Genomic DNA, 12,707 nt, shown 5'->3' on the forward strand with positions numbered 1-12,707 from the left:
GCGCCCTCCTCCGGACCCACGCTTCGCGATTCACGCCAGCACGAACCACCGCCCACACCCATCGGCCAGCCTCCATTGAACTTGACGCGTGCCGCGTTCTCAACCAATCTTGCTGCTCCGTTCGCATGAGTCACGCGCATGTCAACGCCGCTCGTCCGTCTCCCGTCGCTCGACCTCGTCCGCGGTTTCGTCGCCGTCGGCCGCCGCATGAGCATCACGCTCGCCGCGCAGGACCTGTGCGTCACGCAGTCTGCAGTCAGCCGCCAGGTGCACGCGCTCGAGGCGCATCTCGGCGTCACGCTGCTGCAGCGCGGCTACCGGAAGATCGCATTCACGCCGGAAGGCGAGCGGCTGTTCCGCGCCGCGGATGCGGCGCTGCACAGCCTGCAGGACACCGTCGCGTCGCTCGCCGCCGCGCGCGAGCGCCAGCCCGTCACGATCACCGCAAGCATCGGCGTCACCGCGCTGTGGCTGCTGCCGCGACTCGGGCGGCTGCAGGCGCGCCTGCCGGAGATCGACCTGCGCGTCGCCGCGAACGACAAGGTACTCGATTTGCGCGCGGAAGGCATCGACCTCGGCATCCGCTATTGCCCACGCGAGCGCGCGCCGGCCGGCGCGCTGCACCTGTTCGACGAGATCGTCGTGCCGGTCGCGCATCCCGCGCTCGCCGCGCGGCCGGTCACGAGCGCGGCCGCGATCGCCGACCACGTGCTGCTCGAATTCGACGGGCCGCCGCAACCGCAACTGCAGTGGCTCACGCACCTGCACGCGGCCGGGCTCGGCGACGCGCGCCCGAAAGGCGTGCTGCGCTTCAACCAGTACGACCAGGTGATCCAGGCCGCGATCGCGGGCCAGGGCGTCGCGCTCGGGCGGCTTGCACTCGTCGCGCCGATGCTCGCAGACGGGCGGCTCGCGGTGCTCGGGCCGCACACGCAGGCGCTGACGGAAACGTACGGCTACTGGCTGTTCCAGCACGATCCGGCACCGCGCCGCGAAGTCGCCGACGTGCGCGACTGGATGCTCGCCGAAGCGGCCGAATGCGATATCGCAATACACGCGCACGACAAGACGTCGGCGTAAACCGGGACCGTATTCCCGGATGCACGTGACCACGGCCGGACACTGCCGTCCCATCCCGTCCTCACTGAATCGCATTCCCCGCACGCATGCCAACCTGACCGAATGATCGCTTGAGCGGCGACGGGCGCGATCGTCTAATCGGATCGAGCGCGGCCGTTTCGCTGCGCGCCTTCATCCGGAGACACGCATGACCCCGATCGAGCAGGAAGTCCGACGCCGCTGGCTGCCCGTGCTGGCCGGCGGCCTGATCATGGGTGCCGCGCTCGGCATCCGCCACGTGCAGGGCCTGTTTCTCGCGCCGGTGTCGCTCGACCACGGCTGGTCGCGCGAAGCGTTCGGGCTGGCACTGGCGCTGCAGAACCTGATCTGGGGCGTCGCGCAGCCGTTCACGGGGATGATCGCGGACCGCTTCGGCTCGGTGCGCGTGATCGTCGCAGGGATGCTGCTGTATGCGGCCGGGCTCGTCATCATGGCGCACGCGGCATCGACCGGCATGTTCACGGTCGGCGCCGGGCTCGTGATCGGCATCGCGCTGTCGGGTTCGGCATTCGCGTCGATCTACGGCGCGCTGAGCCGACTGTTTCCGCCCGACCGGCGCGGCTGGGCGCTCGGTGTCGCCGGCGCGATCGGCGGGCTCGGCCAGTTCTGCATGGTGCCCGTCGCGCAAGAACTGATCGGCGATGTCGGCTGGCGGCATGCGTTCATCGCACTGGCGCTCGTCGCGGCACTGCTCGCGCCGCTTGCCGTGCTGCTGCGTGACCGGCCCGCGCAGGCGGCCGGTGCCGCCGCCGGCCCCGACCAGTCGATCGGCGAAGCCGTGCGCGAGGCGTTCGCGCATCGCGGCTTCTGGCTGCTCAACGCGGGCTTCTTCGCGTGCGGCTTCCAGCTCGCGTTCATCGCGACGCACCTGCCCGCGTACCTGCTCGACCACGGGCTGCCGGCGCGCCACGCGAGCGTCGCGCTCGCGCTGATCGCACTGACCAACGTGGCCGGCACCTATGCGTGCGGCCATCTCGGCGGGCTGCTGCGGCGCAAGTACGTGCTGTCGGTGCTGTACCTCGTGCGCGCGCTCGCAATGGCCGCGTTCGTCGCCGCGCCGCTGTCGCCCGCGAGCGTCTATGCGTTCGCGGCCGTGATGGGCTTCACGTGGCTCGGCACGGTGCCGCTGACGAACGGCGTGATCTCGCAGGTGTTCGGCGTGCGCTACATCGCGACGCTGTTCGGTTTCGTGTTCTTCGGGCACCAGCTCGGCAGCTTCTTCGGCGTCTGGCTCGGCGCGCTCGTGTACGACGCGACGCATTCGTACCTGCCGCTGTGGATCGGCTCGATCGCGCTCGGCGTGCTCGCAGCGCTCCTGCACCTGCCGATCGACGACGCGCGCGTCGCGCGGCCGGCCTCGGGCAACGCGGCATGGGCATGATCCGCGCGGCGCTGGCCGTCGCTACGCTCGCGTTCGTGGCGTGGTGCGGCGCGGCCTACTTCGATTCGGGCGTCGCGTACGCGCTGCTCGAACACGTCGCGTTCTGCAACTGACGCCGCAGTGAACCGTGCCGCGCGGGCCGACCTTCAGCGACGCTTCGGCAAAGCGGCCAATGCATCGAGCGCGCGGGCGCGCGCGGCGGCGTGATCGACGAGCGGCGTCGGATAGTCGATGCCGAGCCGCACGCCGGCCGCGTCGAGCTCCAGCGGCGCCGCTTCCCACGGCGCGTGGATCGACGCGGCGTCGAGACCGGCAAGCTCGGGCACCCAGCGCCGCACGTATGCGCCGTCCGGGTCGAACTTCCGGCCCTGCGCGACCGGATTGAAGATGCGGAAGTACGGCGCGGCGTCGGCGCCGCAGCCGGCCACCCACTGCCAGCTCGCCGCGTTGTTCGCGGGATCGGCGTCGACCAGCGTGTCCCAGAACCACGCTTCGCCCGCGCGCCAGTCGATCAGCAGATGCTTGATGAGAAACGACGCGACGACCATCCGCACGCGGTTGTGCATCCAGCCGGTCGTCCACAGCTCGCGCAAGCCCGCATCGACGAGCGGATAACCGGTCAGCCCGCGCTGCCACGCACGCAGCGCGGCGGGATCGTCGCGCCACGGCATCGCGTCGAACTGCGCGCGGAAGTTGTCGGTCGCGAGCGCCGGGAAGTGATACAGCAGTGCGTAGCTGAATTCGCGCCAGCCGAGCTCGCTCAGGAATTTGTCGGCGCCCGCAGAGCACGCCGCACCGCCCGCCTGCGCGGCGCCCTGCACCGCATGCCACACCTGTCGCGGCGACACGTTGCCGAAGCGCAGGAACGGCGACAGGCGGCTCGTCGCGGGCCGGTCGGGACAGTCGCGCGCCTCCGCATAACCGGCGAGCGACGCCGTCAGGAACGCGTCGAGTCGCTCGTGCGCGCCGGCTTCGTCGGGCGCGGGCCACGCGTCGCGCAGGCCACCGGCCCAGTCCGGCACCGGTGGGCGCAACGCCAGCGTGTCGAGTGCCAGCGCGCGCTCGCGCACGGCTTCCGGCCACGGAAGAAATTCGATCCGCTCGGGTTCCGGCAGCGGAGCCGCAACCGTGCGATCGCGGCGCGCCGCGCGCCAGTACGCGGTGAACACCTGGTACGGCGCACCGCTGCCCGTCAGCACCTCCCACGGCTCGTTCAGCAGGCTGCCGTTGCTGCTCTCGACCGTGACGCCACGCGCCTTGAGCGACGCCTTCAGCGCCGCATCGGCGTCGCGCTGCGGCTGTGCATAACGACGGTTCCAGTACACGGCCGCCGCGCCCGTGTCGTGCACGACGCGTTCGATCTCGCGCTGCGCGTCGCCGCGCAACAGCAGCAACCGCCCGCCATGACGCGCGAGCGCGGCATCGAGCCCGGCCAGCGACCCATGCAGCCACCAGCGCGCCGCGCCGCCCGGCGAGCGCCCGGCGCCGTCGCCCGTGTCGTCGACGAACACGCACACGAGCGGCCGGCCCGATTCGACCGCGCGCGTCAGCGCGGGATGGTCGGTCACGCGCAGATCGTCGCGGAACCAGACGATCGCGGGAGCAACGGACGACTTGGCGGACACGGGCACCTCGATGCGAAAAGCGGAACGGGACACGTATTGTCGCGGCTGCGCCGCGCGGTGTCGACGCTCGGCATGCCGACGCGCCCCTGTGCCGACGCCGATGACGGTCACGGCACGCGCGCCGCGTCGTCCGCCCGGTGAAACGCCTTAGTCCATTCCGACGATTCTTCGCCGCGTTCGCCGGCCTACGCTCGATGTCGGGTGCGCCGCGATGCGCGGCACGTGCCGGCCACTACCGGCACCGCGCGTCCCGACCCGCACCCGCCACGCGCGCCGGCCGCTGCCGGCGCGGATCCTTCCGACCGCCGCAGCGCGCGGCCACCCGGGCACGCGCGCCGCCTCACCCGATAGACCTCCATGACCAAACCCTCGAATCTCGTCACCTCGATCACCGTCGACATCGACGCGCCGGCGTCCGTCGTGTGGGAAGTGCTGACCGACTTCCCGCGCTACGGCGAATGGAACACGTTCTGCATCGGCTTCGAAACGACCGGCAAGCTCGGCGATTTCGTGCACATGCAAATTCGCATTCCGGGCACGGAGACCGTGATTCCGGTCAGCGAGACCCTCGTCGCCTGTGAACCCGAACGCCTGCTGTCGTGGGAACAGCGCCCGACCGACGACAACAAGGACGCCGCGCGCCGCGACCAGTACATCGACGCCGACGGCGCGGAGCGCTGCCGCTATTTCACGACCGACCAGTTCCTCGGCGTCAACGCGGACACGATCATGCAGAACCACGGCGCGTGGGTGAAACAGGGTTTCGATCAGTGCGCGCGCGACGTGAAGCAGCGCGCCGAAGCGCTGCATGCGGCACGCCGGCGCAACGACGCGTGACCGGGAGCGGCCGATGCCCGATCTGCAAACCCTGTCCGACCATCACGACATCCGCGAGCTGATCGTCGCGTATTCGAGCGCGATCGACACGCGCGACTTCGACGCGCTCGATGCCGTGTTCACGCCCGACGCGGCAATCGACTATCGTGCGATGGGCGGCATCGCCGGCTGCTATCCGGACGTGAAGGCGTGGCTGCGCACCGTGCTGCCGCAGTTTCCGCAGTACCAGCACATGGTCGGCAACCTGTCGATCCGGCTCGACGGCGATACCGCGCGCGGCCGCACGATCTGCTTCAATCCGATGGAAGTCGCGCTGCCGGACGGCGGCACGCAGGTGATGTTTCTCGGGCTGTGGTACGTCGACCGGTTCGTACGCACCGCGCAGGGCTGGCGCATCGCCGAGCGCGTCGAGGAGCGCTGCTACGGCCACAACGTGCCGGCCGTACTCGCAGGCGCGACCGGCTGAGCCGGTTGAACCGGCAACGACGCGCGCTGTGCGATGGCCGCACGGCGCGCGTGTCGAGGATCGCCGAATCAATCGAGCCGGAACGCCGCCTCGAAACGCGCAGCGAACGCGTCGAACTCGGTTTCCGGCAGATGGTTGATGCCGCCCGCGCGCTTGCGCCCGCCGCCGGTCGGAAAGCCGCGGCAAAACTCGTCGGCGCCGAGCGGCCGGCCGTCGGGCACGCGCACGCTGACGACGAGCCCGCCGTCCGCTCGCGGCGACAGCACCGCGAGCGCCGCATGCGGCGCGTTGCGCATCCGCTCGTTCGCGAGCATCCCCGTCGCGCGTCGCGCCCACGGATGATCAGGCATCCGCACCAGTGTCGCGCCCGGCACCTCACGCAACGGCGCAAGCGCGCATGCGCGCGCCATGTCGTCGCGGTAACCGTCGCGCAGCGCGGCGAACACGGCGGTCGCGCGCACGAAATCGAGCGGATCGACGCACGGCAGCATCGCGTCGGCGAGCGCCGCCGGATCGAAGTGCAGATCGCCGACGCACTCGCCGTACGCGTTGTAGTTCAGGTAGAGCCCGAGTTCCGCGAGCGTGCAGCGCTCGGCCTCGTCGATCCCGTGCTCGCGCGCGAGCGCGTCGCCGAGCGCCGGCAATTCGTCGCCGAAAGCCGCGACGATCGCCCAGCGCACGTGCCGGCCGCCGAGATAGCGGTTCACGAGCGCGCTCGTGCAGACATCGGCGGCCGTGTCGATATGCGCGTCGAAGCGCGGATCGTCGGGCAGCTCGCCCGCGAAGTGATGGTCGAAATAGCGGACCGTCGCCCCGTCGCGCAGCAGCCGTGCGCACGCGTCGCGATTCTGGTCGTGCGACACGTCGAGCACGGTGACGAGATCGCCCGCGCGCGCGTCGATCCGCTCGAGCAGCTTGATGTCGCGCTTCACGCCCGTCACGAGCGTGCCGTGCACGCCCTCCGCGAGCCGCAGTTGCTGTAGCGCGCAGAGGCCGTCCGCATCGCCGTTGAACGCGAAAAAATGCCGCGCGTCGTGGTTGTCCTGCATGATCCGTTGCTCCATCCTCGTCAAGGCATGAAATCGCCGCCGTTCGCGTCGAGCGTCGCGCCCGTCACCGCGTTCGCGTAGTCCGACGCGAGAAACAGCGCCGCGCGCGCGCAATCGTCGTCGGTCGGCAGCTTTGCGAGCGCGATGTTCGATGCGATCGGCGCGATGATCTGTTCTTCCGTCATCCCGTATTCCGCGGCCGCCTGCCGGAAATACGTCTGCGTCGGCACGCCCCACATCCAGCCCATGTGGATGCTGTTCGCGCGGATGCCGTGCACGCCGAGTTCGCGCGCCAGGTATTTTGCCGCAACGGCGAGCGCCCCCTTCGATACAGCGTAGCCGCCTTCCCCTGCAAAAGGCTTGCGGGTCGCCTGCGTGTTGATCATCACGATCGCGCCGCGCTGCGCGCGCTTCATGTGCAGCACGACTTCCTGCGTGAGCGCCATCGTCCCGAACACGTTGGTGTCGAACACCGCGCGCCAGCCGTCGAGATCGGCTTCCTCGACCGGCTCCGGAAACGTGCCGTGCACGAACGCGCTGTTCACGAGCGCGTCGATCCGGCCGAAGCGCTCGACGGCCTGCGTCGCGAGCTGCCGGCATTGCGCGCGGTCGGTGATGTCGGTCTTGACCTTCAGCACGTCGCAGTCGACGCCGAGTGTGCGAATCCGCGCTTCGGCGTCGTCGAGTTTTTCCATCGTGCGCGCCGCGACGACCACGCCGCGTGCCCCCTCGCGCGCGGCCTCGACGGCGAGCTTCACACCGAGCCCCGGCCCGATTCCGGAAATCACGACGATCTTGTCCTTCAGCAACATGGGTTGTCTCCTGGTTATCGTTCGTCTCGCGCGTGCGGCCGTCAGCCGGCTGCCCGCAGGTGCCGCGCGCGATACGCGGCGAAGTCGTGCGCGAGCTGCGCATCGGTGAAGCCAAAACGCGCGATCGAATAGTCGTGCGCGGCGCGCTTGTCGCGGCCGTTGCGCGCCATCCAGCCCGTCATCGCCGCGCGCTGCCGCGCATCGAGCGGCATGCCGGCAAACGCGTACACGGCTTCCGCGACGCCGAGCGGATTCGATACGGTGTCCTCGAAACGCACGTCGAGGAACCGGTCGGCCGGCAGTGCGTCGCGCGCCGTCATCGCCGCGCCGATCGCGCGCGCCATCCCCGCGTTCCACTGCGCGCCGACGGCGAGCGGATCCGGATCGTCCGCATACATCTGCCACAGCGTGTGCGCCATGCTCGCCATCGACGGAATCGTCTGCGCCGGATCGCGATGCGTGAGGACCACCTGCGCGCGCGGAAACACGCGGCACAGCACGTCAAGCGCATGCAGGTGCTGCGGCGTCTTCAGCAGCCAGCGCTCGGCCGGCGCGACGCCGCGCCGTGCCTTCTGCCATTGCAGGAATTGCAGCATCCGCTTCAGGTACGTGTAGACCGGCGAGAGGTCCTGCTGCGCCAGCCACGCCGTATAACGCGGCACGTTCGCATACGAATCCATCGCGCACACGAATGCGTGCTCCATCAGCATGAACTCCTCGTCGGCCAGCATCGCGTCGAGCGGATGGATCGTCAGGATCTGCGGAATGCAGTCGATCATTGTCGCGACTTCGGCCTGCGCACGCGCGATGCGCACGGTCGGCGCGTCGAGCGTCTCGCCCGCGAGCGGTGCCGGGTAGCGCGTTTCCCACCACGCGGCCGAGTGAAAGCGCGGGTCGACGGCCAGGAGCCGCTGCAGCAGCGTCGTGCCCGTGCGCGGCAGGCCGACGATCACGAGCGGATCGTCGATCGCGATGTCCGCGATCTCCGGAAAACGCCGGAAGTAATCCTCGATGACAAGCCGGTTCACAAGCTGGCCGACGAGCTTCTCGCGCATCATCTCCGCGCCACGCGCGGACAGCTTCGCTTCGTCGATCAGCGACGCGCACATCACGTCGAGCGCTTCGCGATACGGTCCGTCGCCGAACGCGGTGAGCCCGCCCGTGCGCGACACGGCCTCGGCGATCAGTCCGTCGGCGGTGAGCAACGTGCGAATCCGGTCGAGCGGCGCGTTCATGCGGCCTCCTTCAGCGTGGCGAGCTTCACGACGCGAGTGCGCGGATGCACGGTTTGCGCGGCACCGACCCAGCGCCAGCAGATCGTGCCCGTGCGGTGCCCGGCCGTATCGAGCCAGTTCGCATCGCCCGGCCGCGATGCCGCGACCACCACCGTCACGCCGCCGCCGGCGTTCAACCGCGCGCTGTGCTTGTTCACGCACACGTCGAAGTGGCGGTAGTCGAGCGACTCCATCCAGTAGTTGTTGAGCTGCACGTTCCAGAAGTCGCAGTCGGGCACCGTGTCGACGTCGATCACGAGCGCCTCGTCGTCGGCCAGCGACCAGCACGAGTGGTAGTAGTAGATGTTCGGGTCGCCGCCGACCGACTGGCACAGCGCCTGGTCGGCGGGCGGCAGCGCGTTCACGTGCGACCGGTAGCTCGCGGCCCAGTCGGCGAACAGCTTCGACGTCTGCTCGACGAACTGCGCGGCGCGCGTGAGACCGCCTTGCAGCACGAGCGGATCGAGCGGCGCCGGGCGCTCCAGCGCGCCGATGCGCTCGATCTTCAGTTGCGCGGGCGTCTCCGCGCGCCGGTCGAGGAAGGTCTGGCGCACGAGCAGCGCGTTCGTGCCGGGCTCCATGCGCACCCAGTTGCCCGCGCGCGGCGTCTCGCTCAGCACGATCTCGAAGCTGCCGTCCGGCGCGATCTCCAGTTGCTTCGCGTCGAGAAAACCCGTTTGCAGCATCTTGCCGTCGGTTTCGTAGCCGCCCTTCTGCGTGCCGAAGCTCAGGTACGCGACCGTGCCGCGCCGCCCCGTCACGCGGTATTCGCAGCGGCCATCGAGGCGCGCGTACTGGTACAGGTTGTCGGGATTGTCGGCGCCGATCTTCGCGGTCTCGTGCGACGGCGAGAAAAAGCCGGGCCACGCGCCGTCCGCGAACTCGACGTGCATTTCGAGCGCGATGCGCATCAGCCGGCTCAGGTAGCGAAACCCTTCCGCGCGCGTCAGCGGGTCATCCGGCGCCTCGGCGCGCAGGATCTGTTGTCCGCTGCGTTTCAGGGTGTCGCAGAAATCGGCCCAGGTCTGGCCCGAAAGCAATTGCGTGGCACGTGTGTCGTCCGTCATGTGTCGTCTCCGCCGATGGTCGAGCGCTCACCTTAAGCGCCGGCGCCGCGCGCCACTTCGTCCGGGTGGACTAAGGAAAGATCCGCTGCGCCGCCGCGCCGCGATTTAGTCCACCCGGACGAAGAGCGGCATGCGGGTCGCTCGATACCGTTGGCGTCATGCACGAAACGCCGCACATGTCGCGCGGCGCCGTCATGAAACAAGGAGACGAACGATGTTGACCCACTTGGAGCGGCTGGAGGCCGAAAGCATCCACATCATGCGCGAGGTGGTCGCGGAGAGCGAGAACCCGGTGATGCTGTATTCGATCGGCAAGGACAGCTCGGTCATGCTGCATCTCGCGATGAAGGCGTTCTACCCGGCGAAGCCGCCCTTTCCGCTGCTGCACGTCGATACGACGTGGAAGTTCCGCGAGATGATCGCGTTTCGCGACGAGACGGCCGAGCGCCTCGGCCTCGACCTGCGCGTGCACATCAACCCCGACGGCCTCGCGAACGACATCAATCCGTTCACGCATGGCTCGGCCGTGCACACCGACGTGTGGAAGACGCAGGGGCTCAAGCAGGCGCTCGATCACTACGGCTTCGACGCCGCGTTCGGCGGCGCGCGCCGCGACGAGGAGAAATCGCGCGCGAAGGAACGCATCGTGTCGCTGCGCTCGGAACAGCATCGCTGGGACCCGAAGCGCCAGCGTCCCGAACTCTGGTCGCTGTACAACGCGCGCAAGCGCAAGGGCGAAACCCTGCGGGTGTTCCCGATCTCGAACTGGACCGAGCTCGACATCTGGCAGTACATCCAGCTTCACGACATCCCGATCGTGCCGCTCTACTTCGCGAAGGAGCGGCCCGTCGTCGAACGCGACGGCGCGCTGATCATGGTCGACGACGAACGTCTGCCATTACGCGAAGGCGAGGTGCCGCAGATGCGCAAGGTGCGCTTTCGCACGCTCGGCTGTTATCCGCTGACGGGCGCGATCGACAGCGATGCGACGTCGCTCGACGACATCCTGCAGGAGATGCGCGAGACGCGCACGTCCGAACGCCAGGGGCGCCTGATCGACAGCGATTCGGCCGGTTCGATGGAAAAGAAGAAACAGGAGGGATATTTCTGATGGCACACGTTCTCACCGCGCCCGACACGCTCGCGCGCCCCACCGCTACCGCGTCCACCAGCGACGATGCACAAACCCAGGACCTGCTGCGCTTCATCACGTGCGGCAGTGTCGACGACGGCAAGAGCACGCTGATCGGCCGCCTGCTCTACGAGTCGAACATGCTGTTCGACGACCAGCTCACGCAGCTCGAGGCCGATTCGAAGAAGGTCGGCACGCAAGGCGGCGAACTCGATTTCGCGCTGCTCGTCGACGGCCTGTCGGCCGAGCGCGAGCAAGGCATCACGATCGACGTCGCGTACCGTTTCTTCGCGACCGCGCGGCGCAAGTTCATCGTCGCCGACACGCCCGGCCACGAGCAGTACACGCGCAACATGATCACCGGCGCGTCGACCGCCGATCTGGCCGTCATCCTGATCGACGCGCGCAAGGGCGTGCTCACGCAGACGCGCCGCCACAGCCATCTCGTCGCGCTGATCGGCATCAAGCGCGTCGTGCTCGCGATCAACAAGATGGATCTCGTCGACTACGACCCGGCCGTGTTCGAGCGCATCGACGCCGACTATCGCGCGTTCGCGGCCGAGCTAGGGCTGTCGGAGATCGTCAGCATCCCGATGTCGGCACTGCGCGGCGACAACGTGATCGTGCCGAGTACGCGCATGCCATGGTATGCGGGCGCGACGCTGATGCAGCATCTCGACACCCTGCCGCTCGCCGCACGCGTGACGCGCGACGAGCCGTTCCGGCTGCCGGTGCAGTGGGTCAACCGCCCGCACCTGAACTTCCGCGGCTACGCGGGCAGCATCGCATCGGGCGAGATCCGCGTCGGCGAACGCGTGCGCGTGCTGCCTTCCGGCAAGGAGAGCCGCGTCGCGTCGGTGATCACACAAAGCGGCGAAAGCGACATCGCGCGCGCCGGCGACGCGGTGACGCTCACGCTCGCCGACGAGATCGACATCAGCCGCGGCGACCTGATCGCGCGCGCGGACGCGCCGCCTGAAGTGGCCGACCAGTTCGAGGCGACGCTCGTGTGGATGCACGACGAGCCGCTGCTGCCCGGCCGCCCGTATCTCGTGAAGCTTGGCACGCAGACGGTCGGCGCGACCAGCGCGACGCCGAAATACAAGATCGACGTGAACACGCGCGAACATCTCGCCGCGCGCACGCTCGCGCTCAACGAGATCGGCGTGTGCAACCTGAGCTTCGACCGGCCCGTCGCATTCGATCCGTACGACCGAAACCGCCATACGGGCGGCTTCATCGTGATCGACCGCTTCACCAACGACACGGTCGGCGCCGGGATGCTGCACTTCGCGCTGCGCCGCGCGCACAACGTGCACTGGCAAGCCGTCGACGTCGATCGCGCCGCGCGCGCCGAGCAGAAGGCGCAGACGCCGCGCATCGTGTGGCTGACGGGGCTGTCGGGCGCCGGCAAGTCGACGATCGCGAACCTCGTCGAGAAACGGCTCCATGCGCTCGGCCGGCACACGTACCTGCTCGACGGCGACAACGTGCGGCACGGGCTCAATCGCGATCTCGGCTTCACCGAGGCCGATCGCGTGGAGAACATCCGGCGCGTCGCCGAAGTCGCGCGGCTGATGCTCGACGCGGGGCTCATCACGCTCGTGTCGTTCATCTCGCCGTTCCGCGCGGAGCGCGACATGGCGCGTGCGCTCGTCGGCCCCGACGAGTTCGTCGAGGTGTTCGTCGACACGCCGCTCGCGATCGCCGAGGAACGCGATCCGAAGGGCCTGTACAAGAAGGCGCGGCGCGGCGAGCTGAAGCACTTCACGGGCATCGACTCGCCGTACGAGCCGCCCGCGCAGCCCGAGCTGCGCGTCGACACGGTGGCCGAGTCGCCGGAAGCGGCGGCGGACCGCATCGTCGCGTACCTGCTGCGCGAGCGCACCGCGTAAGCGCCGCGGGCAGGTTGCCCGCCTGCCCGCGTCGTCTACTCCGTTCGGAT

Annotated in this window: 12 protein-coding genes; 7 read left to right on the forward strand and 5 right to left on the reverse strand. The window is 69.1% G+C overall.

Translation table 11 applies throughout. From position 1 onward, the window contains the following. The first annotated feature begins 138 nt into the window (after window positions 1-138). The 3 genes from H3H55_RS11960 to H3H55_RS37545 all read left to right on the forward strand — a co-directional run bounded on the left by H3H55_RS11960 (window position 139) and on the right by H3H55_RS37545 (window position 2,613). Window positions 139-1,080 carry a LysR substrate-binding domain-containing protein gene (locus H3H55_RS11960; RefSeq protein ID WP_193098716.1) on the forward strand — a complete coding sequence of 314 codons (942 nt, stop codon included), beginning with the start codon at window positions 139-141 and terminating at the stop codon, window positions 1,078-1,080. Window positions 1,081-1,267: 187 nt separating this feature from the next. Then, window positions 1,268-2,500, forward strand: coding sequence for an MFS transporter (locus H3H55_RS11965; RefSeq protein WP_226800023.1), 1,233 nt, complete (start codon window positions 1,268-1,270; stop codon window positions 2,498-2,500). Beyond that, a complete protein-coding gene (locus H3H55_RS37545; protein WP_264299662.1) occupies window positions 2,491-2,613 on the forward strand; it encodes a hypothetical protein in 123 nt (40 codons plus the stop codon). Before H3H55_RS11965 ends, H3H55_RS37545 begins: the two co-directional genes overlap by 10 nt. Window positions 2,614-2,646: 33 nt before the next feature. Here H3H55_RS37545 and H3H55_RS11970 read toward each other — a convergent pair whose 3' ends face one another. Continuing rightward, entirely contained in the window at window positions 2,647-4,125 is a 1,479-nt protein-coding gene (locus tag H3H55_RS11970; protein WP_193099485.1) for a cryptochrome/photolyase family protein, read from the reverse strand. 357 nt (window positions 4,126-4,482) lie between these two features. Between H3H55_RS11970 and H3H55_RS11975 the strand changes: the two genes are divergently transcribed. Both H3H55_RS11975 and H3H55_RS11980 read left to right on the forward strand, forming a co-directional pair. Next, entirely contained in the window at window positions 4,483-4,962 is a 480-nt protein-coding gene (locus H3H55_RS11975; RefSeq protein ID WP_193098717.1) for an SRPBCC domain-containing protein, read from the forward strand. 13 nt (window positions 4,963-4,975) lie between these two features. Beyond that, window positions 4,976-5,428: a nuclear transport factor 2 family protein gene (locus tag H3H55_RS11980; protein ID WP_193098718.1), complete on the forward strand. Its 453-nt coding sequence runs from the start codon at window positions 4,976-4,978 to the stop codon at window positions 5,426-5,428. 68 nt (window positions 5,429-5,496) lie between these two features. Here the strand turns inward: H3H55_RS11980 and H3H55_RS11985 are convergent, their stop codons facing one another. Genes H3H55_RS11985 through H3H55_RS12000 form a run of 4 tightly spaced genes read right to left on the reverse strand, consistent with a single transcriptional unit; the run spans window position 5,497 to window position 9,630 of the window. Beyond that, complete coding sequence (locus tag H3H55_RS11985; RefSeq protein ID WP_129512544.1) at window positions 5,497-6,477, reverse strand: acetyltransferase; 981 nt, start codon at window positions 6,475-6,477, stop codon at window positions 5,497-5,499. Between the two features lie 20 nt (window positions 6,478-6,497). Then, window positions 6,498-7,289, reverse strand: a complete 792-nt coding sequence (locus H3H55_RS11990) for an SDR family oxidoreductase (protein ID WP_193098719.1) — start codon at window positions 7,287-7,289, stop codon at window positions 6,498-6,500. A 41-nt stretch (window positions 7,290-7,330) separates the two neighbouring features. Further along, a complete protein-coding gene (locus H3H55_RS11995; RefSeq protein WP_193098720.1) occupies window positions 7,331-8,524 on the reverse strand; it encodes a sulfotransferase family protein in 1,194 nt (397 codons plus the stop codon). Next, window positions 8,521-9,630, reverse strand: coding sequence for a DUF1214 domain-containing protein (locus tag H3H55_RS12000; RefSeq protein ID WP_193098721.1), 1,110 nt, complete (start codon window positions 9,628-9,630; stop codon window positions 8,521-8,523). Before H3H55_RS12000 ends, H3H55_RS11995 begins: the two co-directional genes overlap by 4 nt. Window positions 9,631-9,760: 130 nt before the next feature. On the opposite strand from H3H55_RS12000, the gene cysD reads away from it, so the two are divergent. Both cysD and cysN read left to right on the forward strand, forming a co-directional pair. Continuing rightward, a complete protein-coding gene (gene cysD, locus H3H55_RS12005) occupies window positions 9,761-10,741 on the forward strand; it encodes a sulfate adenylyltransferase subunit CysD (RefSeq protein WP_226800025.1) in 981 nt (326 codons plus the stop codon). Continuing rightward, window positions 10,741-12,657, forward strand: coding sequence for a sulfate adenylyltransferase subunit CysN (cysN, locus tag H3H55_RS12010; protein WP_193098723.1), 1,917 nt, complete (start codon window positions 10,741-10,743; stop codon window positions 12,655-12,657). The genes cysD and cysN overlap by 1 nt, the downstream gene beginning before the upstream one ends. Window positions 12,658-12,707 lie beyond the last annotated feature (50 nt).

Source organism: Burkholderia sp. Z1, from assembly GCF_014893795.1.
GTDB classification, from domain to species: Bacteria; Pseudomonadota; Gammaproteobacteria; order Burkholderiales; family Burkholderiaceae; genus Burkholderia; species Burkholderia theae.